General features: G+C 67.9%; 27 protein-coding genes. 14 read left to right on the top strand and 13 right to left on the bottom strand.

Annotation, left to right across the window (positions count from 1 at the left end):
- Positions 1-43: 43 nt before the first annotated feature.
- The 6 genes from bla (at position 44) to FKQ52_RS09460 (ending at position 5,623) form a co-directional block, all read left to right on the top strand.
- Positions 44-985 carry a subclass B3 metallo-beta-lactamase gene (gene bla, locus FKQ52_RS09485; protein WP_141626959.1) on the top strand — a complete coding sequence of 314 codons (942 nt, stop codon included), beginning with the start codon at positions 44-46 and terminating at the stop codon, positions 983-985.
- Between the two features lie 87 nt (positions 986-1,072).
- A complete protein-coding gene (locus tag FKQ52_RS09480) occupies positions 1,073-1,636 on the top strand; it encodes a hypothetical protein (protein ID WP_141626958.1) in 564 nt (187 codons plus the stop codon).
- Between the two features lie 104 nt (positions 1,637-1,740).
- Positions 1,741-2,046, top strand: coding sequence for an SCP2 sterol-binding domain-containing protein (locus FKQ52_RS09475; protein WP_141626957.1), 306 nt, complete (start codon positions 1,741-1,743; stop codon positions 2,044-2,046).
- Between the two features lie 79 nt (positions 2,047-2,125).
- Positions 2,126-3,328 (top strand): acyl-CoA dehydrogenase family protein, encoded by a 1,203-nt coding sequence (locus tag FKQ52_RS09470; protein ID WP_141626956.1) that lies wholly within the window; start codon positions 2,126-2,128, stop codon positions 3,326-3,328.
- Positions 3,329-3,379: 51 nt separating this feature from the next.
- Positions 3,380-5,269 carry an ABC transporter ATP-binding protein/permease gene (locus FKQ52_RS09465; RefSeq protein ID WP_141628307.1) on the top strand — a complete coding sequence of 630 codons (1,890 nt, stop codon included), beginning with the start codon at positions 3,380-3,382 and terminating at the stop codon, positions 5,267-5,269.
- An 81-nt stretch (positions 5,270-5,350) separates the two neighbouring features.
- The gene (locus FKQ52_RS09460) at positions 5,351-5,623 is read left to right on the top strand and encodes a hypothetical protein (RefSeq protein WP_141626955.1); all 273 of its coding nucleotides are present in this window, start codon (positions 5,351-5,353) and stop codon (positions 5,621-5,623) included.
- Between the two features lie 21 nt (positions 5,624-5,644).
- Here FKQ52_RS09460 and FKQ52_RS09455 read toward each other — a convergent pair whose 3' ends face one another.
- The 4 genes from FKQ52_RS09455 to FKQ52_RS09440 form a co-directional block, all read right to left on the bottom strand.
- On the bottom strand, positions 5,645-6,121 hold the full coding sequence (locus FKQ52_RS09455) for a chemotaxis protein CheE (protein ID WP_141626954.1): 477 nt from the start codon (positions 6,119-6,121) through the stop codon (positions 5,645-5,647).
- Positions 6,118-6,699 (bottom strand): PleD family two-component system response regulator, encoded by a 582-nt coding sequence (locus FKQ52_RS09450; RefSeq protein WP_141626953.1) that lies wholly within the window; start codon positions 6,697-6,699, stop codon positions 6,118-6,120. The genes FKQ52_RS09455 and FKQ52_RS09450 overlap by 4 nt, the downstream gene beginning before the upstream one ends.
- Before the next feature lie 91 nt (positions 6,700-6,790).
- Positions 6,791-7,741: an acetyl-CoA carboxylase carboxyltransferase subunit alpha gene (locus FKQ52_RS09445; protein WP_141626952.1), complete on the bottom strand. Its 951-nt coding sequence runs from the start codon at positions 7,739-7,741 to the stop codon at positions 6,791-6,793.
- Positions 7,742-7,825: 84 nt separating this feature from the next.
- Positions 7,826-8,725, bottom strand: coding sequence for a tyrosine recombinase (locus FKQ52_RS09440; RefSeq protein WP_141626951.1), 900 nt, complete (start codon positions 8,723-8,725; stop codon positions 7,826-7,828).
- Between the two features lie 122 nt (positions 8,726-8,847).
- On the opposite strand from FKQ52_RS09440, the gene FKQ52_RS09435 reads away from it, so the two are divergent.
- Positions 8,848-9,405 carry a shikimate kinase gene (locus FKQ52_RS09435; RefSeq protein ID WP_141626950.1) on the top strand — a complete coding sequence of 186 codons (558 nt, stop codon included), beginning with the start codon at positions 8,848-8,850 and terminating at the stop codon, positions 9,403-9,405.
- Positions 9,402-10,508, top strand: a complete 1,107-nt coding sequence (gene aroB, locus FKQ52_RS09430; RefSeq protein ID WP_141626949.1) for a 3-dehydroquinate synthase — start codon at positions 9,402-9,404, stop codon at positions 10,506-10,508. The genes FKQ52_RS09435 and aroB overlap by 4 nt, the downstream gene beginning before the upstream one ends.
- A gap of 52 nt (positions 10,509-10,560) precedes the next feature.
- Here aroB and FKQ52_RS09425 read toward each other — a convergent pair whose 3' ends face one another.
- The gene (locus FKQ52_RS09425; protein WP_141626948.1) at positions 10,561-10,965 is read right to left on the bottom strand and encodes an MliC family protein; all 405 of its coding nucleotides are present in this window, start codon (positions 10,963-10,965) and stop codon (positions 10,561-10,563) included.
- Positions 10,966-11,000: 35 nt separating this feature from the next.
- Complete coding sequence (gene tadA / locus FKQ52_RS09420) at positions 11,001-11,486, bottom strand: tRNA adenosine(34) deaminase TadA (protein WP_240811608.1); 486 nt, start codon at positions 11,484-11,486, stop codon at positions 11,001-11,003.
- Here tadA and FKQ52_RS09415 point away from each other — a divergent pair.
- Positions 11,475-12,989, top strand: coding sequence for a pseudouridine synthase (locus FKQ52_RS09415; RefSeq protein ID WP_141626946.1), 1,515 nt, complete (start codon positions 11,475-11,477; stop codon positions 12,987-12,989). The two genes, tadA and FKQ52_RS09415, sit on opposite strands and share 12 nt — an antisense overlap.
- Positions 12,990-12,992: 3 nt before the next feature.
- On the top strand, positions 12,993-13,568 hold the full coding sequence (gene rsmD, locus FKQ52_RS09410) for a 16S rRNA (guanine(966)-N(2))-methyltransferase RsmD (RefSeq protein WP_141626945.1): 576 nt from the start codon (positions 12,993-12,995) through the stop codon (positions 13,566-13,568).
- 47 nt (positions 13,569-13,615) lie between these two features.
- Here the strand turns inward: rsmD and FKQ52_RS09405 are convergent, their stop codons facing one another.
- Positions 13,616-14,092 carry a hypothetical protein gene (locus FKQ52_RS09405; RefSeq protein ID WP_141626944.1) on the bottom strand — a complete coding sequence of 159 codons (477 nt, stop codon included), beginning with the start codon at positions 14,090-14,092 and terminating at the stop codon, positions 13,616-13,618.
- Positions 14,093-14,367: 275 nt separating this feature from the next.
- On the opposite strand from FKQ52_RS09405, the gene FKQ52_RS09395 reads away from it, so the two are divergent.
- Positions 14,368-15,417: a kelch repeat-containing protein gene (locus FKQ52_RS09395; protein WP_141626942.1), complete on the top strand. Its 1,050-nt coding sequence runs from the start codon at positions 14,368-14,370 to the stop codon at positions 15,415-15,417.
- 114 nt (positions 15,418-15,531) lie between these two features.
- Here the strand turns inward: FKQ52_RS09395 and FKQ52_RS09390 are convergent, their stop codons facing one another.
- Positions 15,532-15,993, bottom strand: a complete 462-nt coding sequence (locus FKQ52_RS09390) for a low molecular weight protein-tyrosine-phosphatase (RefSeq protein WP_141626941.1) — start codon at positions 15,991-15,993, stop codon at positions 15,532-15,534.
- A gap of 151 nt (positions 15,994-16,144) precedes the next feature.
- On the opposite strand from FKQ52_RS09390, the gene FKQ52_RS09385 reads away from it, so the two are divergent.
- Entirely contained in the window at positions 16,145-16,675 is a 531-nt protein-coding gene (locus FKQ52_RS09385) for a thioredoxin family protein (protein ID WP_205750737.1), read from the top strand.
- A gap of 43 nt (positions 16,676-16,718) precedes the next feature.
- Here the strand turns inward: FKQ52_RS09385 and FKQ52_RS16875 are convergent, their stop codons facing one another.
- From FKQ52_RS16875 to mutL, 4 genes are all read right to left on the bottom strand, one after another.
- Positions 16,719-16,877, bottom strand: a complete 159-nt coding sequence (locus FKQ52_RS16875; protein ID WP_370451059.1) for a hypothetical protein — start codon at positions 16,875-16,877, stop codon at positions 16,719-16,721.
- A 26-nt stretch (positions 16,878-16,903) separates the two neighbouring features.
- Positions 16,904-17,431: a hypothetical protein gene (locus FKQ52_RS09375; RefSeq protein WP_205750736.1), complete on the bottom strand. Its 528-nt coding sequence runs from the start codon at positions 17,429-17,431 to the stop codon at positions 16,904-16,906.
- Between the two features lies 1 nt (position 17,432).
- Entirely contained in the window at positions 17,433-18,356 is a 924-nt protein-coding gene (locus FKQ52_RS09370; RefSeq protein WP_141626939.1) for a hypothetical protein, read from the bottom strand.
- 84 nt (positions 18,357-18,440) lie between these two features.
- The gene (gene mutL / locus FKQ52_RS09365) at positions 18,441-20,336 is read right to left on the bottom strand and encodes a DNA mismatch repair endonuclease MutL (RefSeq protein ID WP_141626938.1); all 1,896 of its coding nucleotides are present in this window, start codon (positions 20,334-20,336) and stop codon (positions 18,441-18,443) included.
- 92 nt (positions 20,337-20,428) lie between these two features.
- On the opposite strand from mutL, the gene FKQ52_RS09360 reads away from it, so the two are divergent.
- Complete coding sequence (locus tag FKQ52_RS09360; RefSeq protein WP_141628305.1) at positions 20,429-22,006, top strand: cryptochrome/photolyase family protein; 1,578 nt, start codon at positions 20,429-20,431, stop codon at positions 22,004-22,006.
- 107 nt (positions 22,007-22,113) lie between these two features.
- Positions 22,114-22,812, top strand: a complete 699-nt coding sequence (locus tag FKQ52_RS09355; protein WP_141626937.1) for an AIM24 family protein — start codon at positions 22,114-22,116, stop codon at positions 22,810-22,812.
- Between the two features lie 52 nt (positions 22,813-22,864).
- Here FKQ52_RS09355 and FKQ52_RS09350 read toward each other — a convergent pair whose 3' ends face one another.
- Positions 22,865-23,275 (bottom strand): hypothetical protein, encoded by a 411-nt coding sequence (locus FKQ52_RS09350; RefSeq protein WP_141626936.1) that lies wholly within the window; start codon positions 23,273-23,275, stop codon positions 22,865-22,867.
- Positions 23,276-23,307 lie beyond the last annotated feature (32 nt).

Below are 23,307 nucleotides of genomic sequence, written 5' to 3'. Positions count from 1 at the left end.
GCCGCTCATCCTCGCCCGCAATCCCCCATCCACGGAGTGAGTGATGAGACGAGTCCCTGGCCTGTTCGGCGCGGCGCTGGTGGTTTTGACGGCGGGCTGCGCCAATGCTGAACCCGAGCATCAGGAGCCTGCGGCGCAGGTCCGCCCCGACCCCGCTCATGATCCGCTGCTGCAGCCCATCGCCCCGGAATACGCCCGGCAGTGGCTGGGCGTGGAGGCGCCGATCAAGGTCTACGGCAATACGTGGTTTGTGGGCTTCTCGGGCCTGAGCATGGCCGTGATCTCGACGTCGGAGGGGCTGGTTCTGATCGACGGGGCGCTGCCGCAGGCCGTGGGCGCGGTTGAGGACAACATTCGCCGCCTCGGCTTCCGGATCGAGGACGTGAAGTACATCCTCAGCACCGAGCCGCACTATGATCACGCCGGGGGGCTGGCCGCCCTGGCGCGGGATACGGGTGCGACCGTGGTCGCCAGCCCGGAAGCCGCCGAGGTCCTGCGTCGCGGACGCAGTGGCGCGGATGACCCCCAGGCGGCCTGGCTTGAGCCCTTCCCGGGCGTCGAGCGGGTGCGGGCGCTCCGGGACGGTGAAGTTCTGAGGCTCGGGGATGTGGAGATCACGGCGCGCGCCACGCCGGGTCATACCCCCGGCAGCATGAGCTGGAGCTGGCGATCATGCGAGGGCGAGGACTGCAAGGCGGTGGTCTTCGGCTCCAGCCTGAACCCGATCGCGGCGGACGGCTACCGGTTCTCGGATCCGGCGAACCGGGCGCTGCTGGACGGGTTCCGCGGGACCTTTGCGTCGTTGCGCGCCATGCCGTGCGACATCCTGCTGACAGCCCACCCCGGCCAGTCGGACGGAGATACGCGGATGGCGCAACTGCGTCAGGGCGTGACGCCTAACCCATTCATCGACCCGACAGCCTGCCTGGCCTATGCGGACAAATATGAGGCGCTGCTGGACCGCCGACTGGAGCGGGAGCGGTAGCGGCGCGGGCGCGACTAGAACAAACGGGAGCGGCGCGAACCAAAGTCGGTTCGTATCGTTTCTGCCCCGCCTGTATGGAGTGGCGCCATGATCCCCGATCCCGTTTCCACTTCGCCCCGGTTTCGTGTCCAGCCCTGGATGGTCGGCGCGGGGGTGGGGCTTTTGGCTGTGGGGGGGCTGACCTTCGCGGTCCTGCGTGACGCCTCGGCGGGCGGCGTCCTTGGCGGTGAGCAGATGCAGGTCGAGGTGGTGGCGCCGGTCGAGCCCGAGGTGCAACCGGGCGAGACCATGGACGTGGGCGCCCTCGTCGACGGCTACACCCATGTCGCGCTTCCCGCGCAGGCGACCGGGGACGAGGTCCATGTCGCTGACTATGAGACGCCCTGGGTCGAGCCTCTGCCGCCGGTGCGCGAGGCGTCCCGTGTCGCCTGGCGCGGTGATGTGGTCGAGTCGGAGGCCCCTGAGCGCGTCGAGGTCACCCGATCCGACGGCGGCCGCTTCGGTTTTGATGCGCCGGAGCCCGATTATGCGGCCGAGCGTCGCGCCCGACAGGAGCGCCTGGATCAGATGCAGGCCGATCGGGCCGCCACAGTTCACCCCGGAACCCCCGTCCCCGGCGCGGATCTGGACCGCGAGTCAGCGTTCTACTGACATTCATGCAAGCAGATGGCGGGAACTTGACCCGGCGTGATCTTGGCAGCCGCCTTCGAGCGGTCTAGGTCGGAGCCTCAACCGTCCCTTAGGGAGAGACGCAAATGGTCGATCTGGCTCAAGTCACCGAACACATCCGCGGCGCCGTTGGCGACAACTCCGGTCTGGGCAAGACCGTGAAGCTCGACCTGGGCGATGTCGGCAAGATCTTCATCGACGGCGCTTCGTCGCCGAACACCGTGACCAACGAAGACAAGCCGGCCGACGCGACCGTTTCGATCAGCTGGGATGACTTCATGGCCCTGTCGGAAGGCAAGCTGGACCCGATGATGGCCTTCATGCAGGGCAAGCTGAAGATCGCCGGCGACATGATGATCGCCCAGAAGCTGGCCCCGCTGCTGAAGCGCTGAGCTTGAAAACGACGATCTGATTTTTGCGGCGCGGTCCCGGAAGAGGGCCGCGCCGTTTTCGTACCTGAGGAGGACGACCATGGATTTCCGTCACAGCGACAAGGGACTGCACTGGCAGGAGCGCGTGCAGCGCTTCATGGATGAGAAGGTGCTTCCGCGCTCGGCGGAATACTGGGCCGAGGTGAAGGCGGATCACACCGTCCAGCCCAGGGCCATGGAAGAGATGAAGGCCCAGGCCAGGGAAGCGGGCCTCTGGAACATGTTCCTGCCGGGCGATCACGGCGCGGGCCTGACCAACCTCGAATACGCCCCGCTGGCCGAGATCATGGGCCGTCATCTGTGGACGGCCGAGGTGTTCAACTGCAACGCCCCGGACACCGGCAACATGGAAGTCCTGCACATGTACGGCAACGCCGAACAGCAGGCGCAGTGGCTGAAGCCGCTGATGAACGGCGACATCCGCTCGGCCTTCCTGATGACCGAGCCCGCGGTGGCCTCTTCGGACGCCACCAATATCGAAACCCGCATCGAGCGCGACGGCGATCATTACGTCATCAATGGCCGCAAATGGTGGTCGACCAACATGGCGCACCCCAATGTCGCTATCGCCATCGTGATGGGCAAGACGGACACGGGCGCGGCGACGCACCAACAGCAGTCGCAGATCCTGGTGCCCACCAATACGCCCGGCTTCCGCGTCGAGCGGATGCTGTCGGTGTTCGGCTATGACGAGCGCCCGATCGGCCACGCGGAGGTCGTGCTCGACAACGTCCGGGTGCCGGTCTCGAACCTGATCGCAGGTGAGGGCAGGGGCTTCGAGATCGCCCAGGGCCGTCTCGGGCCGGGCCGCATCCACCACTGCATGCGCACCATCGGCGCCGCAGAGCGCGCGCTGGACCTGATGGTCGAACGTCTGCTCAGCCGCACGGCCTTCAAGAAGAAGATCGCCGAGCACTCGGTGTGGGAGCAGCGTGTCGCCGAGGCGCGCATCAACATCGAGATGTGCCGCCTGTCGGTGCTCAAGGCCGCCTGGATGATCGATCAGGCCGGCGCCAAGAACGCCAAGTCCGAGATCGCCCAGATCAAGGTCGCCGCGCCGCGCATGGCCCTGAAGATCATCGATGACGCCATTCAGGCGTTCGGCGGCGCGGGCGTGTCGGGCGACTTCCCGCTGGCCGAGCTGTACGCGGGTGTCCGCACCCTGCGTCTGGCTGACGGCCCGGACGAGGTCCACAACCGGACCATCGCCAAGCTGGAATACGCCAAGCACGGCGGTCGCTGAGCGTTCTCTCTTCCGCCCGGCCCCTGACGGGGCCATATGGCGGGGATGGCGATGAGAGGTGAACGCGGGGCCGGGCGACGGCAGGGATCGGAAGCAAAGGCGGCGCAAGCCGGGCTGACAACCCCCACCGACGGCCCGCCGACGCTCCAGGCGCTGGCCGACCTGCTACGGCTGGTCGGCCGCTCCAATGCGCCGCAGCTGAAACTGCGTCTGGTCGCCGCCATCGGAATGACGCTGGCCGGCAAGGGGCTGGGCGTTATGGCGCCGCTGGTGCTGGGGGCGGCGGTCAACCATCTGGCGGCGGGGCAGGGGACGGAGGTCGCCGTCGGTCTCGGCTTCGCGGCCTTTGCGCTGGGGTGGGCCATCGTCCGGTTGCTGTCGGCCGTCGCGCCGAATGCTTCGGACGTGGTCTTCGCCCCGGTTCGATCCGCGGCCCAGCGCACGGCGGCGACCGAGACGTTCGGCCACGCCCTCAGTCTGTCGTTGGACTTTCATCAGACCAAGCGGTCGGGTTCCCTGTCCCGGACCATGGATCGCGGCTCGAGGGCCGTGGATTTCCTGCTGCGCATTCTCGCCTTCAACCTCGTGCCCACCGGCGTCGAGCTCGTGCTGGCGGCGGGTGTTCTGGCGGGCAAGTACGACTGGCGCTTCGGGGCCGTGGCGGTCGCCGTGGTGGCCATCTACGCCGTTTCGACCTTCGCCCTGTCCAACTGGCGGATCGAGCACCGCCGGATCATGAACGCCGCCGACACCCAGGCGGCCGGGGTCTCGGTCGACGCCCTGCTGAACTATGAGACGGTCAAGTCCTTCGGCGCCGAAGCGCGCGCCGCGCGGAGCTATGACGCGGCCCTCGGCGACTACACGCGCGCGGCCTTGAAGGCGAACAGCTCGCTCGCCCTTCTGAACGTGATCCAGGCCGTGATCATGAATGTCGGCCTCGGTGTCATGGCGATCATGGCGGGGTTCGAAGCCGCCGCCGGCCGCATGGGACCGGGCGATGTCACCGCCGCCGTCCTGATCATGATCAGCCTGTATGCGCCACTGAACATTCTGGGCTTCGCCTATCGCGAAATTCGCCAGTCCTTCATCGACATGGAGGAGATGTTGAAGGTCACCCGTCAGGCGCCGCAGGTCGCTGACGCCGCTGATGCGGCGCCGCTGGATCGCGCCGCCGGGGTGAACGGCGCCGCCCTGACGTTCGAGCACGTCGGCTTCCGCCACGACGCCCGCGCGAACGGGCTGGAGAACGTCAGTTTCCACGCCGCCCCGGGCACGACCACGGCGCTGGTCGGGCCGTCCGGTTCGGGCAAGTCCACGATCGTCAAACTGGCCCTGCGCTTGATTGACCCACAGGAGGGGCGGGTGCTGGTGGACGGCGTCGATGTGCGTGCGGTGACGCAGGAGAGCCTGCGCGCGGCGGTGGCTCTGGTCCCGCAGGACGTGGCCCTGTTCAACGACACCCTGCGCGCCAACATCGGCTTCGCACGCCCCGACGCGGACGAGGCGGCCATCTGGGCGGCGGCTGAGGCGGCCGAGTTGGCGGAATTCATCGGCCAGTTGCCGGACGGTCTGAACACCGTTGTCGGCGAACGGGGACTTAAGCTGTCCGGCGGTGAGCGCCAGCGTGTCGGCATCGCGCGGGCCCTGCTCGCCGATCCCTGCATCCTGATCCTGGACGAGGCCACCAGCGCGCTGGACAGTCGCACCGAGACCGCCATTCAGAAGACCTTGCGCAAGGCCCGCGCCGGGCGGACCACGCTGGTGGTGGCGCACCGGCTGTCCACCATCGCTGATGCGGACCAGATATTGGTGCTGAAGGCCGGTCGGATCGTGGAACGGGGCGCGCACCACGAGTTGGTCGCCCGTCAGGGCGGCGAGTATGCCGCCCTTTGGCGGAAGCAGACCCGGGGCGCGCGGGTCAAAGCCGGGCTGGAGGCCTGATTTCCCCACACAAGTTTTTGTGTCTTGAGGTTGAGCAGGTCTCGTCCAGTGTTCTTTTGGTTGTGAACACTGGAGGATGCAATGAAGAGACGCGTTTCCATCAAGATGGCGGCCATGTCCGCTGTCGCCCTGGCCGCCTCGGCCGTCGCCGGCCCCAGCGCCGCCATGCTGGACGTGCCGTTCTATAACTACACCTACTTCAGCGATGCGACCTACACGACGGTGGTCGGCTACGAGATCGGGACCTGCTTCAATGGCCAGGCGGCTGTGCAGCAGATGGTCGGCACGGGCAGCGCCTATGTCATTCAGGAGCGCGCCGGCGTGTGTCGGGGCGATCTGACGATCTACGAATAAGGGGCAGGGCCGGGAGCCGGTTCAGCCCGGCTGCGCCAGCTTCCGGTCCACCATCTGCTCAAGTCCCTCGCGCACCTTTTTACGGGCGTCGGCGTCTTCCGGCAGCGCGAGCAGGAGTTGCAGCGACCGGGCGTAGATCGGCACGACACGCCAATCGAACGGGCGTTCCGCCGTGGTCGCGTCGATCAGGTCGCACAGGCCAACCGCGACCGCACAGACGTCATCCATTCCGAACGGCCCTGCGGCGTCGATCACGCCGTTCGCGACGTGATAGGCCCGAACCAGCGCGGTCTGGGTCTCTGCGACGTCTGCCGTGTCGGTCGGCGCGAGAGCCGCCAGTTCGGCGATGCGATCCGCCACCTCGGCCGCGCTGCGGGGTTTCAGGGCGTCCATATTGGCCCGGGCCTGCGTCAGTGCGGCGCCGACGCTGAAGCCGCCGGCCTGATCAATGATCTTCGACAGACGGGACTTGCGGCGTGAATGGGTGATGACAGTCATGCGGCCCCCCCGGCATTGGTCTGAGCAGCCGCCTGTTCGGCGTCCAGCTTCATCCGGCGGAGCACATCGGCTCGCCGTTCCTCCAACGGCGGCTTGCCCTCGCGGAAGCGGCGGTCGGGACCGAAATAGTCGCCGACCTCCAGGAAGGGGCGGGTGTCGCGCGCGACGAAGATGATCCGCTCCAGCAGGGTTGCGGCGCTGAAGGGCTTGGTAATCACGAAATTCGCTCCGCAGTCGCGGGCTTCGGCGACACGGGATCGGCGGATGTGGCTGGCGGTCATGATGACGGGGGTGAGGGCGTTCGGATCCAGCCCGGACCGGCGCAGCCAGCGCACCAGTGCATAGCCGTCCATTTCGGGCATTTCGGTATCGACCACCAGCAGATCAACAGGGTGATCCTTGAGGATTTCCATAGCTTCAATGCCGCTATGGCAAGCGTAACGGGTCTTGATGCCGAAGCCGAGCAGGGCGCTGGCGGTGATGTCGAGCCCGAACGGCGAATCGTCCACGACCATGGTCACGGCGCCGGTGAGATTGATCACCGCGCTCTCGCGCAGCCCGTCCAGCCCCTGACTCATCGCTACTCCACACGCCCCCGACCCGACTCGCGTATCGCCGGGCGCAGAATGCTTCGCAGTCGCGGGTATTCAGAGCGTTAACGCCGTAAACCTAGCTCAGGCGGCCGATGGCGTAGAAGCGGTCGGCGCGGGCCTTGCGCAGTTGCTCGGGCGATAGGCCAGCCATGGCGTCCAGTTCCTCGACCAGCACATCGCCAACAGCGGCGATGGCTGCCGCGCGGTCGGTGTGGGCGCCGCCCAGCGGCTCGCCGATGATGCGGTCCACGATCTTCAGCTCGACCAGATCGGGGCCGGTGATCTTCATCGCCATGGCCGCGTCCCGGGCCCGGCTGCCGTCGCGCCAGAGGATGCCCGCGGCGCCTTCCGGCGAGATGACCGAATAGATCGAGTGCTCCAGCATCAGCACGCGGCTGGCGGCGGCGATGGCGATGGCGCCGCCCGAACCGCCTTCGCCCGTGATGGTGGCGATGGAGGGGACGCCCAGCGTCAGGCCGCGCTCGGTCGAGCGGGCGATGGCTTCAGCCTGACCACGCTCTTCGGCGCCGAGGCCTGGGTAGGCGCCGGCGGTGTCCACGAAAGACAGCACCGGCAGGCCGTACTGCTCGGCCAGATCCATCAGGCGCACCGCCTTGCGGTAGCCTTCGGGACGGGCCATGCCGAAATTGTGGGTCAGGCGGGTCTGGGTGTCGTGACCCTTCTCGTGACCCATGATCACCACCGCCCGACCCCGCAGCCTGGCGAGACCGCCCAGAATCGCCTGATCGTCGCCGAACTGCCGGTCGCCCTTCAACTCGACAAAGTCGGTGAACAGACCCTCGACATAGTCGACGAAGTGCGGACGCTGCGGGTGGCGCGCGACCTGCGTCTTCATCCACGGATCGAGGCCGTTGTAGATTTTCTTGCGGAGCTGATCGGCCTTCTTCTTCAGGCCGTCGATCTCGGAGTCGAACGAGCCCGCGGTCGAGGCGAGCAGCGACAGCTCCTCGATCTTCGCCTCCAATTCGGCGATCGGCTTTTCGAACTCGAGGTAGTGCGTGGCCATCAAGGCGTCCGGAACTGGCGCGCCACATGGCGCATCGGAAGGCGGCGGAACCTAGTCAGGTCAACGCCGGGGAGCAAGCGGAGTTCAGTCATCCCGCGCCAGAGGGTGCTTCTCCTGCACCATTCTGGCCAGCCGATCCGTGGCGACGTGGGTGTAGATCTGGGTGGTGGCGATGTCGGCGTGACCCAGCAGAGTCTGGACGACGCGCAGGTCGGCCCCGCCTTCAAGCAGATGGGTGGCGAACGCGTGACGCAGGACGTGGGGGCTGACCCGCGCCGGGTCGATCCCGGCGTCGATGGCCGCCTGACCCAGCATCTGGGCGAAGCGGCGGGGCGTCAGCGCGGCCTTGCCGACCGGGGAGGGGAACAGCCACTGACTGTCCGGCGCTTCCGGCTTGCGGGCGGCCTCGCGGGCTTCTAGCCATGCCTTCACCGCCTCGCGCGCCGAGGCGTTCAGCGGAGCCAGCCGCTCCTTGCCGCCCTTGCCGCGCACGATCAGCCAGGCGGGATCGCGGCGAACGGCCTCGACCTTCAGCGCCAGCAACTCGGACACTCGCAGGCCGGAGGCGTAGGCCAGTTCCACCAGCGCCACCATGCGAATCCCGGCGGCGCCGTCGCGGGCGGCGGCGGCTTCCAGCAGGGCTTCAATCTCCTCGCGGGTCAGGACGTTGGGCAGGGAACGACCCTGTTTCGGGGCGTCGAGCCGGCGCGACGGGTCGTCCTGCCGCCAGCCTTCACCGAGAGCGAAGCGATAGAACTGACGCACGGCGGCGCGACGTCGGGACTGGGTCGCGGGGGACAGGCCGCGCGCCGCCAGACCGGCGTACCAGGTCTCCACCGCCGTCTCATCGGCCTGCATCAGCCCGCCGTCCACGCCACCCTCGGCGTCGGCCAGATCGCGGGCGTAGGCGGACAGGGTGTGGGGCGAGGCGTCCCGCTCCACAGCCATCATCTCGAGGAAGGCCTCGATCTGGGGACTGCTCATCGCGGCGCCTTCGCCATGGCGTGGCCCCGCGCCTGTGTTCGTGTAGAGGTGAAGGCGATCATGACGTGCCTGCGCCCATCCTTCCCGTCTCCCGACCGCCGCCCGCTCTCGCGAGGCGCGCGATGACCGAATTCGAGCCGATTCCCGTCCATCAGCGCACCATAGCGCTGGTCGGGCTGATGGGGGTGGGGAAATCGACCGTCGGGCGCCGGCTGGCCAGGCGGCTGGGCCTGTCCTTTGCGGACGGCGACGAAGAGATCGAGTCGGCGGCGGGCATGACCGTTTCGGACATCTTCGCCAGCATGGGCGAGGGCGAGTTCCGGGCGGGAGAGGCGCGGGTGATGCGTCGCCTTCTGGAGGGACCGCGTCTGGTGCTGGCCACCGGCGGCGGGGCCATGCTGAATCTCGAAACCCGGGCGCTGATGAAGACCCATGCGGTGACGGTCTGGATGCGGGCCGATCTGGAGGTCATCGCCCAGAGGGTGCAACGGCGCGACACCCGACCGCTTTTGCGAGGCAAGGACCCGTTGGAGACCCTGCGGACGCTGGCCGAGGCCCGGTATCCTGTTTACGGCGAAGCGGACCTGACGGTTGATGTGGCCGGCGGCGCCCATGCCGAGGCCGTGGAGGCCATAGTGCGGGCGCTTGAGGCCCACGGGGCGATGGAGATCAAGGCGTGACGACGACGGTGCTGGTTTCAGGGGCTGGCTTCCTGCCCTACGATGTCGTCGTGGGGGGCGGGCTCCTGCGCGAGTTGGGCCAGCACGTCGCGCCGCTGGCGAAGGGGCGAACCGTGGTCGTCACCGACGAGACAGTGGCCAACATCCATGGACCCACGGTGCTGAAGGCGCTGGAGGACGCGGGCGTGCGGGCCCGGCTGCTGGCGGTGCCGGCGGGAGAGAGCTCCAAGTCCTTCGCCGAGCTGGAGCGGGTGCTGGACCGGATGCTGGCCTTCGGGCTGGATCGTAGCGACATCGTCGTGGCGCTGGGCGGCGGCGTGGTCGGCGATCTGGCCGGACTGGCAGCGGCGCTCTACATGCGCGGCATCGACTTCGTGCAGGTTCCGACGACCCTGCTGGCGCAGGTCGACAGCTCGGTAGGCGGCAAGACGGCCATCGACACCCCGCGCGGCAAGAACCTGATCGGCGCCTTCCATCAGCCCCGGCTGGTGGTTGCGGACATCGACGTGCTGGCGACCCTGCCGGAGCGGCAGCTGCGGTCGGGCTGGGCCGAGGTGCTGAAGCACGGCCTGATCTGCGACGCGGCCTTCTTCGACTGGCTGGCTGGAGAGGGCGCGGTCGGCGTCAAGGGCGACCCGGCGGCGCTGCATCGCGCCGTGGTTCGCTCGGTCGAGATCAAGAGCCGCATCGTCGGCGAGGACGAGAAGGAGGCGGGGCGGCGCGCCCTGCTGAACCTCGGCCACACCTTCGGCCACGCCATCGAGGCGGAGCTGGACTTCGACGAGGAGAAGCTGGCCCACGGCGAGGCGGTGGCGCTGGGCTGCGCCATGGCCTTCCGCTACTCGGCCGCGACCGGGCTGTGCGCTCAGGCGGACGCGGACCGGGTCGAGACGGTGACGGCGGCGGCCGGTCTGCCGGTGCGTCTGGCCGAGGTGGGCCAGTTCGGGGCGGAGGCCCTGATCAGGCGGATGGAGGGGGACAAGAAGGCCGAGGGCGGCCGCCTGACCCTGATCCTGGCCCGGGCCATCGGCGAGGCCTTCACCGACAAGACCGTGGACCGTGCGACCCTGACCGCCTTCCTGAAGGCCGAGGGCGCGGCGTGATGCTCGATCCGGCCGCTCTGCAGGACGCGTAGAGGCGACCGACGGCCCTCTCCTAGTCGACCGCGCGGCAGGTGGTCGGGGGCAGGTTGTTCGCGGTCCAGGTCGCCTGGGTTCCCTTGCCGCGCAGTTCGTAGCCCGAGGCGCGATACCAGATGCCGTCGGCGGCACGTTCCTGGAACAGGTCAACGGCCTCGCCGTTCGAGTTGCGGACGGTGGCCATCTCCCGGGGGTTGTCGAAGTCCACCGACAGGCGCTGGCCGTCATTGCAGATATAGACGGCGCGGATGACCCGGTTCAGGGCGCGGTCCTGAAGCTCGGCGCCCGTGCGGCGGCGGGCGGTCTGGGCTTCCTCGGCGCGCTCACGGACCGAATCACCGTCGGTCGGGGCCTCGGCCGGCTGACGGCCGCAGGCGGCCAGCGAGAGGACGGCGAGCGCCGGGACCAGAAGCGTCTTCATACGTAACAAGCCTTGCCGTGACGGGAGCAGGCGGATCAACGCGCCGTATCGGGGGGCGTTCCCTTGCGGCGGGCCCGGAAGAAGGACCGCAGGAGGTCGCCCCCCTCGGCGGCCAGAACCCCGCCCTCGGCGACGGGGCGCCAGTGGCAGGTCGGCTGGTCGAAGAAGCGCGGGCCGTGGGCGACGGCGCCGCCCTTGGCGTCGTCGGCGCCCCAGACCACCCGGCCGATACGAGCGTGGCTGATGGCCCCGGCGCACATGGCGCAGGGCTCCAGCGTCACATACAGCGTCAGGCCTGTGAGCCTGTAATTGCCCAGCTTTCGGGCCGCCGCGCGCAGGGCGACGATCTCGGCGTGGGCGGTCGGATCGTGGGCGCCGATGGGGCCGTTCATGCCCTCGGCGACGACCTGACCGGTCGATTCGTCGACGATCACACAGCCGACCGGAGTCTCTCCGGCGTCCGCCGCCGCTTGCGCGCAGGCCAAGGCCATGCGCATGAACCGCTCATCATGGCCTTCCATCCCCGAGACAACGACAAGAAGCCGCGCCCTCGTCAAGACGGCGACCGCGACGGCCCCCGCAAACCCTACGTCAAACGCGTCGAGAGCGCGGACAGCGAGCGCGGTCCGCCGCGCGGCGGCAAACCCTTCGCCAAGGGCCCCCGCGCTGACAAGCCGGCCGGCAAGTTCGGCGCGAAGCCGGGCTCCAAACCGGGGGGCAAGCCCGCCGCCGACGAGGCCCCCAAGCGCAGCGAGCGCATCGCCAAGGCCATGGCCCGGGCGGGCATCGCCTCGCGCCGCGAGGTCGAGCGCCTGATCGGCCTGGGCCAGGTGGCCGTCAACGGCAAGATCCTGGACACGCCCGCGACCCTGGTGACCCGCGACGACGTGATCACCGTGAACGGCAAGCCCATCGGCGCGGCGCAGGCCACGCGGGTCTGGCGCTATCACAAGCCCGCCGGGCTGGTGACGTCGCACGGCGACCCGCAGGGCCGCCCGACGGTCTTCGACGCCCTGCCCAGCGGCCTGCCGCGGGTGATCTCGGTCGGCCGCCTCGACCTGAACACCGAGGGCCTGCTGATCCTGACCAACGACGGCGAATTGAGCCGCGCGCTGGAGCTGCCGCAAACCGAGCTGGTCCGCCAGTACCGCGCCCGCGCCCGTGGCCGCGTCACCCAGCTGCAGCTCGACAGCCTGAAGGACGGCGTCACCGTCGACGGCGTCCGCTACGGCCCGATCGAGGCGACCCTCGACAAGGCCAGGGAGAAGGCCGAGGGCGAGAAGTCGTCGGCCAACCTGTGGATCAGTGTCTCGATCACCGAGGGCAAGAACCGGGAAGTCCGCAAGGTGCTGGAGCATCTGGGCCTGACCGTGAACCGCCTGATCCGTCTGGCCTACGGTCCGTTCCAGCTGGGCACCCTGCCGGTGGGCTCGGTCGAGGAGGTCGGTCCGCGGGTGATCCGTGAGCTGCTGGCAGAGCACATCCGGCCCGAGAACCTGCCGACCGGCAATACGGTCAGCACCCCCGCGCCGATCCCCGGCCGCCGCACCTCGGCGCCGATCGTGAAGGGCGCCTCGGGCTCGGCCCTGTCGGACCCGTCGCGCAAGCCCAGCCGCGTCCGCGCCGCCGAGGCCGCCGCGACCGAGGGTGGCGACACCGGCCGTCGGGCCCCGAAAAAGGACGGCTGGGCCAAGGCCAAGCCGAAGTTCGAGCACACCAAGACCTTCAAGCCCCGTGAGCGCACCGCGCCCGCCCGCAAGGACGAGGACGGCGGCGACCGGCCGAAACGCGCCTTCACTCCCCGCGATGACCAGTTCATCGACGACCGCCGCAAGCCGGCGGGCGGCCCCCGCAAGACCGGCGGCAAGCCGGCCTTCGGGGACAAGCCTGCCTATGGCGCCAAGCCCTCGGGCGGCCGCACCTTCGGCAAGCCCGCCGGGGGCGGCGGGGCTCGCCCCGGCGGCTCGCGTCCGTCCGGCGGGGCCGGGCGGGGCGGTCCGCGTGGTCCGCGCTCGGGCGGCTGATCCATGCGGATCGTCGCCGGAAGCCTGAAGGGGCGGGCCATCACCGCCCCCGAGGGCCAGAACACCCGCCCGACCTCGGACCGGGCGCGTCAGGCCATCTTCAACGTGCTGGAACATGCCGGCTGGGCCGAGCCGCTGGACGGCGCGCGGGTCATCGACCTGTACGCGGGCTCGGGCGCCCTGGGCTATGAGGCCATCAGTCGGGGGGCGGCCTTCGCCCTGTTCGTCGAGATCGAGGACGAGGCGCGCGGCGCCATCCGCGAGAACGCCGACGCCTGGGGCCTGATGGGCCGCACGAGGGTGCACCGCCGCAGCGCCACCGATCTGGGCGTCCGTCCCGGCTCGGCGGGCGAGGCCTTCGACATCGCCTTCCTCGACCCGCCCTACCGCAAGGGTCTGGGGGAGCAGACGCTGGCCCGGCTGCTGGAAGGCAACTGGCTGAAGCCCGGCGCCACCGTGGTGTTCGAGCGCGGCTCGGACGAGCCGGAGATCGAGACCCCGGGCTACGAACGGCTGGACGCCCGCGACTACGGCGCGGCGCGGGTTCTGTTCCTCAGGGCCCTGCCAACCGGGGGCTGAGTGCACTCAATTATTTTTTGAGTGCACTTTAGTGGACATTTCCCGGCTCAGTCCTCGTCATGGACGTCACGCCGGGGCGCACTGAGCAGGGCCGCGTCTTCTTCGGTGTCCTCGTCCTCGTACTCGTGCGGTGAGGCATGAAAGGCGCTGATCTCCTCCGGGGTCATGTCCCTGAAGAAGGCTGCATCAAAGGCGGCGGACTCGGTCCGCAACTCCCCCCAGAGCTTGCGCCAGCGCAGGGCTTCCAGCGCCTTGCCCTGCTCCAGCGTCTGGAGAAAGCGCAGGCGGGCGGTCTCGATCTGCTCCTCGACCTCCACATCGTCATAGATGGAGCGGTCCCGTTCGGAGGCGGGGTCGCCGACATTGTCCATGCGCCGCCAGCTGTATTTGCGGGCGCGGCGCCGGAAGGCGGACAGGCCCAGATCGTACATGCGGCACACGGTTTCGGCGGTCAGGCCGCCGAGATAGGCGTCGCGCGCGAGAAGCCAGGTTCGGACGGGGCGGATGCGATAAGCGTCGGTCATTCGCGCACGATAAACCGCCGGTACGTCAAATTTGGTCGTACGGATCGGACGCGCGCAATTTTTGAGGGTGTGGGGTGTGGGGTGTGGGGTGTGGGGAGTAGGGAGTAGGGAGTAGGGAGTAGGGAGTAGGGAGTAGGGAGTAGGGATGAGCGGAACGCCGTGGGGCATGCCGACACCCCACACCCCACACCCAGGCGCCGTGGCGCGCCCTCCCGAGGATGAGCGGAAGAGAGGGAAGGTGGCGAACGTGCGCGAAGCCGTGTCAGTCTGACCCCATGACCCATCCCGACCGCCGCACCCTGATCGCCGCCGGAGCCGCACTCGGCCTCGTTCCCCTGACAACCCCCTTGGCGGCTCGCGCGCGGGCCGCGCCTCCGGGCGGCTGGACCAGCCGCGCGTCCCTGCCGTGGATCGTGCAGGAGATCTATGCGGCGGTGTGGGACGGGAAGATCGTCACGGCGGGCGGTCTGGTGCAGCGGCAGGGCGGGCTGCATGTCGAGGATCGCGTGGCCGCCTATGATCCGGCGGCGGATGCGTGGAGCGAGCTGCCGCGCCTGCCCGAGGCCCGGCATCACCCGATGGTGGTGGTCGCGGACGGGAAGCTGAACATCGTCGGCGGTTATGCGCGGACCGGGGCCGGGGACTGGGTCAATACGACGACGGCGTGGACGCTGACGGACGGCGGCTGGGTCGAGGCGCCGGGCCTGCCGACGCCGCAGGCCGAGGCGGTGGGGCTGGGGGTGGGCGACCGGCTGCACCTGATCACCGGGCGGACGCCGGCGGGCGCGGCCAACGCCCGCTGGAACGAGCAGGCCGACACCGACCGGCATCTGGTGCGGGTGGACGGACGCTGGGAGACGGCGCGGCCGTGCCCGATGGCCCGCAACAGCGCGGCGGCGGCGGTGCTGGACGGCGCGATCTGGGTGGCTGGAGGACGCACGGTCAGCGGCGGCGGGACGGGGCGGCTGGATCGCTATGACCCGGCGGCGGATCGCTGGGACACCTTGGCGCCGATCCCGCGCTCCCATGCGCAGAACAATCAGGTCGGCGGCGGGCTGGCTATGGCGGAAGCGGGCGGGAAGCTGGTGGCGTTCGGCGGGGAGTGGTTCGCCCCCAGAAACAGCGGGGGAGGGGGCGGCGGCGTGTTCGCCGAGACCTGGCTCTATGACCCGGCGCGCGATGCGTGGACGGCGGGACCGGACATGAAGACGCCCCGGCACGGGCTGGCGGCGGCGTCGGTGGACGGGGCGGTCTATGCGATCGCCGGGGGCTCGGTCGTGTCCGGCGGCGCGGCGACGGGAGTGGTGGAGCGGTTTGGGGCGTAGGGGATGGGGTGTGGGGTGTCGGGTAGGCAGTAGGCAGTGGGCAGTGGGCAGTGGGGATTGGCGGGACGCCGGGGCATGCCCACACCCGACACCCCACACCCCCAAAAGTGACGCTCAGAGCGCCCGAAGCTGTGCCGCCAGTCCCCGCGCCGCCGCCTCGACCTCGTCCCATGTGACCTCGAACCCGGCCTCGTCGCCGAACCAGGGGTCGGTGACGGCCTGACCCTCGCGGCCGGGGACGTGGTCCAGCAGCAGGCTGAGTTCGGCGGTCGAGTCTGACGGGGCCAGCTTGCGCAGGTTGGACAGGTTCTCATGGTCCAGCGCGATGATGTGGGTGAAGCGGCGGAAGTCGCCCTTGGTCACCTGCCGCGCGCGCAGGGCCGAGATGTCGACGCCATGCTTCAGCGCGGTGCGCTGCGCCCGCTCATCCGGCGCCTCGCCCGCGTGCCAGTTTCCGGTCCCGGCGGAGTCCACGATCAGGTCGAACCCGAGCCGGGCCGCCTCCGCGCGCAGGGCGCCCTCCGCCAGCGGCGAGCGACAGATGTTGCCGAGGCAGACGAAGAGGATGGAGGGCATGGGGGGCGACCTGGGGGCGGGATGGGCCGCGCAGTCTGAACGGTTCCGGGGCCGGTGGCGAACGCTGTTGAGCGCGTCGCGAAAGTGTCGGAGAAGCGGGCCGGACGCGGGCGATGAGGCCGGCGGGGGGATGCTGAAAATGAGAACTGTCGTGTCGTTGCTCGTGGTCGCGAGCGCTCTGGCCGGTTGCGCCACCACCTCCGGGCCGGTCGCCCCTGCTGCGCCCGTGGCGGCGGTCGCGTTGACGCCGCCGGAAGCGCCCCGGCCGCAGGCGCGCGCCTATCTGGTCAGCGACAATGCGATGGGCGACGTGGATGCGGCGCTGGAGCGCGCCCGGGCGTCCGGCAAGCGGGTCCTGCTGGTCATGGGCGCCAACTGGTGCAGCGACAGCCGCACCCTGGCCGGCTGGCTGGAGACCGAACGCTTCGCCGCCCTGATCGAGCGCAAATACGAGCTGGTGTTCGTCAACATCGGCATGCCCCGCACCGGCGACGGCCACAACCTCGCCATCGCCCGCCGGTTCGGCCTGCCGGAACTGCCCGGCCTGCCCAATGTGCTGGTCCTGACGGCCGACGGGATGCTGGTGAACCCCGCCACCGCCACCAACTGGCGGAATGCCGAGAGCCGGTCGGGTGACGCGATCTATGAGGAACTGGCGATGCTGGCGGATCGGGGGGTGTGAGGGGGAGGGGCGGTCGTCGTGCTGCTGGTGGGACGGGGCGCGGTCACCGCGATGGCCCGCTTATTCGGCAACTCGCCCGCATGCAGTTCCCGTTCCCGGTGAATTCGACGATCAGCTCAAGCCGGAGCCGGGTGGCTTTAGCGCGCAGGGCAACCTCGGTGAGCGGCGAGCGACAGAGGTTGCCGAGGCAGGCGAAGAGGATGGAATGTATTATGTTGCTTTACTCGATCAGCAATGTCCTTCGTACTCCATCTGAAACAAGGTGTGCGCTCGCTTTACTGACATCATCAGCGTCAGAACAAAGTGACCGTATAGCACGCACGAAATAACTGATGAAAATGAACCACGAAAAGGAAAAACAAAAAAAACTAAGAAAGTAACTAAAGAAAAGCAGCTGATCAATATTAAGTAGGACAAATTTGAATTTAGCTCGCCCAATAAACTTCTGCGTTGCTCCAGCTTGGATTTTTGTATCTCGGCTAGGTTTTCATCTTCAGGTTTCTCCCATTTTCTTTGAAATATACCAAATACAGCAACCTGAACATTTAGCAGTAATGCTATAAATATTCCAAAAAATGTTATTGATACATTGTAAAAGTTGGAATCAAATTTTATTGAGCTGTAAGCTATTGATGCTCCTCCGACCAAAGGGGCTCCGTAAAACAACGCGAAATCGTTGAATGAGTACCGTCCGCTTCGGTCGTCTCGAAGCGTTTCGATGTGATCTTTTATTATCGGAATAATATCTATTTTCATCCTAAATGCTCTTTAAGCGCTTATAGAAATCTTGGATTATTAGATTTGATTGTTTTTTTATGCTGTCGAGCGTGGGGTGGCCGTCGGCCCCGTAAGTGATGGATTCTGAGACGTCGATGGCACCTGTCTCGGAGTTAGCTCCGATTAGGCCGACGGGGCGACGCCTATTACCAATCATCACTTCCGCTACCACTTCGTCGAACTCGCCACCTTCGAAAACGATAATGCCCTTGTCGTTTTCGTTCAGTACGCCGCCCATGTCCCGAAGGCTACCGAGCGCTCCGCCGCGTTTCGCTTTGTAGGAAATCTCAATATCGACCGGCCGCGGTGGCTTTCCGGGGCGGTAACTGCCGAAGCTATCGCTCTGTGCATTGTGCTTAGTGAGCTTTAACTTCTTAACGGGAGCGTCACCGTACAGGGTTATGGGCGAATCGTTGCCCATAAGTTTGTGTGCGTGAAGCCTAAAATCTTTGTTGGCTTTCTCAAATTCGATCTGCATGTCATGTAAAACAAGATGAACGCATGATCGTCCTCCAAAAGATTGTAACGCCAAAATTGCGAAATCTTCTTTCGGAACGCACCAAATGTCAAAATAGAGCGCTATTTCTTCGGTGTCGCTGCTAGCTCTCTTGTAAGCCACAGCCTTGGATTTGTATTTTTTAATTTTGCTTTCGAAACCGAAAGTTCCGTAGTGCACGTGACCTCGGATGCTGCCTATCCCGTAATTTTCGGCAGGCACGAAATAATAGCTACGCTCCTTCTCAGCGTCTGCAACCGTGTCATCTTCGGAATGGCTGTCTACGAAGTTGGACAGATAGTCAGGTATGGTCACCGAGAGATCGCTAGCGGTTGCGATTTCATCGTATTTTCCACGCAAGCGTTTTGCAAAAATCTTGTAAAATCTCAAACCAATAGCGGCGGGCATGTAGCGGTTCCGTAGAGTCCATTGCTTCAGTGATTCTAGGCAATGGGTATGACTTTTACGGGAAACTGGCAAATCGCCGTTGTCTCACCGCCGCCCGAACAGCTTCTCCAGATCGCCCAGCTTTAGCTCCACATAGGTCGGCCGACCGTGGTTGCACTGGCCTGAGTGTGGGGTGGCTTCCATCTGGCGGAGGAGGGCGTTCATTTCGGGGGCGCTGAGGACGCGGCCCGCGCGGACGGAGCCGTGGCAGGCCATGGTGCCGCAGACTTCGGCCATGCGCTCCTTGAGCGACAGGGCGGCGCCGTGTTCGGCGAGGTCGTCGGCGATGTCGCGGATCAGGCCCTGAACGTCGGTGTCGCCCAGCAGGGCGGGGGTCTCGCGGACCAGGACGGCGCCGCCGCCGAAGGCTTCGACGATCAGGCCCAGCTCGGCCAGCTCCTCGGCGCGGGCGGCGACGCGGTCGGCCTCGGCGGGGTCCAGCTCGACCACCTCGGGCGCCAGCAGGGCCTGACGGGTGACGGCCCCCTCGGCCATCTGGGACTTCATCCGCTCATAGACCAGCCGCTCGTGCGCCGCGTGCTGGTCGACCACGACCAGCCCGTCGCGGGTCTGGGCGACGATATAGGTGCCGTGCAGCTGGGCGCGGGCGGCGCCGAGGGGGAAGTCGAGGGGGTCGGGTGTGGGGTGTGGGGTGTGGGGCGCGCCGGGCGTGTAGGGCGTGGGGTGCAGGGTGTGGGGTGTGTCGAAGGTCTCGACGCGGGCGCTGCGGTCGTTGAGGCCGGGGAGGATCTGGGCGGTCTGGGTGGCGGGGGCGGCCCAGGCTTGCCAGCCGCTGTAGCCGGAGGCGTTTCCGCCGCCCGACCCCACACCCCATGCCCCACTCCCCACACCCGGCGCGGTCACGCCTTCGTGGGCGCGGAAGCCTGAGAGGGCGTCGGCGGCGACTGTGGTGCTGGCGCGGTGGCCGGCGGCGGCGAGGGCGTGGCGCAGGGCGCCGACGATCAGGCCGCGCACGAGGGCGGGATCGCGGAAGCGGACCTCGGCCTTGGCCGGGTGGACGTTCACATCGACATAGAGCGGGTCGATGTCGAGGAAGAGGACCGCCGCCGGGTGCCGGTCGCGGGCGAGGAAGTCGGCGTAGGCGCCGCGCAGGGCGCCTTGCAGCAGGCGGTCCTTCACCGGGCGGCCGTTGACGAACAGATACTGGTGGGCGGCGTTGCCCCGGCTGTAGGTGGGCAGGCCCGCGTAGCCGGTCAGCCGGACGCCGTCGCGCTCCTGATCAATCAGCAGGGCGTTGGCCTCGAAATCCCGGCCCAGCAGGGCGGCGAGGCGCTTCAACCGACCGTGGTCGCCGGGGTGTTCGGCGGGCAGGCGCAGGACGGTCTTGCCGTCGAGATCGAGGGTGAAGGCGACATCCTCATGCGCCATGGCCTGGCGTTTGATCTCCTCCGAGATGGCCATGGCCTCCGAGCGCTCGGACTTCATGAACTTCAGCCGGGCGGGGGTGGCGTAGAAGAGGTCGCGGACCTCGACGCGGGCGCCGTGCGGGCCGGGGAAGCCGGCGGGGGCGACAGGTTTCTGGTCGCCGCCCTCGACGGTGATCTGGTGGGCGTCGCCGCCTTCACGGGGGCGGCTGGTGATGGTCAGGCGGGCGACCGAGCCGATGGAGGGCAGGGCCTCGCCCCGGAAGCCCAGGGTGTGGATGCGCAGCAGGTCCACGTCGCCCGCGTCGTCGGGTTCCAGCTTGGAGGTGGCGTGGCGCTCGACGCACAGGGCCAGCTGGTCCGGGGCCATGCCGTGACCGTCGTCGGCGATGAGGATGCGCGACAGGCCTCCGCCGTCCGCCTGGATCTCGATACGGGTGCTGCCCGCGTCCAGCGCGTTCTCGACCAGCTCCTTGATGGCGCTGGCCGGGCGTTCGACCACCTCGCCGGCGGCGATGCGATTGACGGTCTCGGGGGGGAGGCGACGGATGGGCATGGATTCGCAAGTATGGCCTGATCCGGGAAAGGGAAGAAGGGGCGCGGGCCTTGGCGACCGGGGGCGGAGGCGCCTAGAGACAGGGCATGGCGATGACGAACCCCGACCCGGCCCGGCGTGGCGCGACCCTGAGACTGGTGCTGGGAGACCAGCTGTCGGACGGGCTGGCGGGGCTGGCCGATCTGGACGCCGCCCGGGACGTGGTGCTGATGGCCGAGGTGCGCGAGGAAGCCACCTATGTGCGGCACCACAAGCAGAAGATCGCCCTGACCTTCGCCGCCATGCGGGCCCATGCGGCGCGGCTGGAGGGGCGGGGCGTGAGCGTGCGCTATGTGCGGATCGACGCGCCGGACAACAGCCACTCCATCGTCGGGGAGCTGGCGCGCGCGCTGGAGGGCGGGGACTTCGAGCGGGTGGTGCTGACCGAATGCGGCGAGGTGCGGCTGGCCGGGGCGCTGGAGGCGTTCGCGGCGACGGCGGGCGTGCCGGTCGAGGTCCGCGAGGACCGGCGGTTCATCTGCTCACACGACCGGTTCCGGCGCTGGGCGGCGAACAAGCGCGAACTGCGGATGGAGTATTTCTATCGCGAGATGCGGCGCGAGACCGGGCTGCTGATGCACGGCGCGGAGCCTGAGGGCGGTCGCTGGAACTATGACACGGAGAACCGCCGTAAGCCGGCCAAGGGCGTGCGACCGCCGGAGCGGCTGAAGACGCCGCCGTCCGCGATGACGCGCGAGGCCATTGCGGACGTGGAGCGGCTGTTCCCGGCGCATTTCGGGACGCTGGAGGGGTTCGGCTGGCCGGTGACGGTCGCGGACGCCGAGGCGGTGCTGGAGGACTTTCTGACGCGCATCCTGCCGGGCTTCGGCGACTGGCAGGACGCGATGGCGGAGGGGCAGCCGTGGATGTGGCACGGGCTGATCTCGACCGCGATCAACCTGGGCCTGCTGGACCCGCTGGACGTCTGCCGCCGGGCCGAGGCGGTGTATGCCGCCGGGGCCGCGCCCCTGAATGCGGTCGAGGGCTTCATCCGGCAGATCCTCGGCTGGCGGGAGTTCGTGCGCGGCGTCTACTGGCTGAAGTCGCCGGAGTACGGACGGCGCAACTTCCTGGACGCCGACCGCGCCCTGCCGTGGTTCTTCTGGTCGGGCGAGACGGACATGGCCTGTGTGGCCGACGTTGTCGCGACCAGCCGCGACAACGCCTATGCCCACCATATCCAGCGGCTGATGGTCACGGGCAATCTGGCCATGATGCTGGGGGTGCATCCGGACGCGGTGGATGACTGGTACATGACCGTCTACGCCGACGCCTATGAGTGGGTGGAGATGCCCAATACGCGGGGCATGGCGACCTTCGCCGACGGGGGGATCGTTGGGTCGAAGCCGTATGCGGCGTCAGGGGCCTACATCAACCGGATGAGCGACTACTGCGGGGCCTGCCGCTATGACGTGAAGGGCAGGTCCGGCGACGGCGCCTGTCCCTTCAACCGGCTGTACTGGGGGTTCCTTGAGCGGAACCGGGGGCGGCTGCGCGACAATATCCGGCTGGCCATGCCCTACCGGACGCTGGACGGTTTCGGCGAAGCCAAACGCGCGGCCCTGCTGGCCGAGGCGGAGGCGACGCGGCTGGCGCTGGGGGCGACGCCGCTCGCGGACAACCCGGAATAGGGACGTCAGGTCCGTGGAAAAGACGAGGGCGGGTGGTCAAACGGCTTGCGCCGCGACGGATACCCGCCCAGCCTCGCGGCTTCCGAAAACCCCCCTTCGAGGTTCCCATGCCGGTCAAGACCGTCGCCGAGTTCGTCGCCGCCTACAAGGAGAAGGACGTCAGCCCTGAAGCCTTTGAGCTGGAGAGCCAGTATCTGCTGGAGGTGAAGCTGAACGGCGCGATCTGGGCCAAGGCGGGCGCGATGGTGGCCCGCACCGGCTCGGTGAAATTCACCCGTCAGGGCCTGATGGAGCAGGGCCTCGGCAATCTGCTGAAGAAGGCCGTCAGTGGCGAGGGCATGGTGCTGATGAAGGTGGAGGGGCAGGGGCGCGTCTATCTGGCCGACACCGGCAAGAAGATCACCCTGCTGCGCCTCGACAACGAGACCATCTTCGCCAACGGAAACGACGTGCTGGCGCTGGAAACCGGCGTCAGCAACCAGATCACCATGATGAAGCGGGTGGCCGGGATGATGTCCGGCGGTCTGTTCAATGTGAAGCTGAGTGGCAGCGGCATCGTGGCGATCACCAGCCACTATGACCCGCTGATCCTCAAGGTCAGCCACGAGACCGGGCCGATCTTCACCGATCCGAACGCGACGGTGGCCTGGTCCGGCGGCCTGTCGCCGGAGATCGCCACGGACATCTCGCTGAAGACCTTCGTCGGCCGGGGCTCGGGCGAGAGCATCCAGATGAAGTTCCAGGGCGAGGGCTGGGTCGTGGTCCAGCCCTATGAGGAAACCTATATGCAGCAGGGGCAGTCGTAGGGCCGGTGACGCGTCTCCGCGCCATCGCAGATGGGGAGGAGACGCGGGCCGGTCAGTCGGCGGCGGGAACAGGCATGATCGACATTTTCAGGATGTCACCCGCCTCGTCGCCGATGGCGATTTCGGCCATTTCGCCGCGCAGGAAGGTCAGGCGCGGGGCGGCGATCCGGGTCTCGTTCCGGGCCAGATTGGCCTCGACCATCATCTGGGCGTCGGCGCCGTCGCCCTGGACGGTGAACAGATTGGCCTCGAACTCATAGGTGGTGTCGCCGAGGGTCGCCGATGCGCTGGCCGGGGCGTTCTCCATGATCTGGGTGTGGGTCGACACGACCTCGACGCCGTTGCGCACGACCGACACGTCCAGTCGGTAGTGACGCGGCGCGGGCTCCTGGGCGAGGGCCGGGGTAGCGGCGAACAGGGCAGCGGCGAACAGGGCAGCGGCGATCAGGATGGGGCGGATCATGGACAACTCCTTGAGGGCGCCGGAGCGTCGGG

The organism is Brevundimonas sp. M20 (assembly GCF_006547065.1).
Taxonomy (GTDB): Bacteria; Pseudomonadota; Alphaproteobacteria; order Caulobacterales; family Caulobacteraceae; genus Brevundimonas.
The sequence above is the reverse complement of the archived record's forward strand: the minus strand, read 5'-3'. Positions and strand labels throughout refer to the sequence as shown.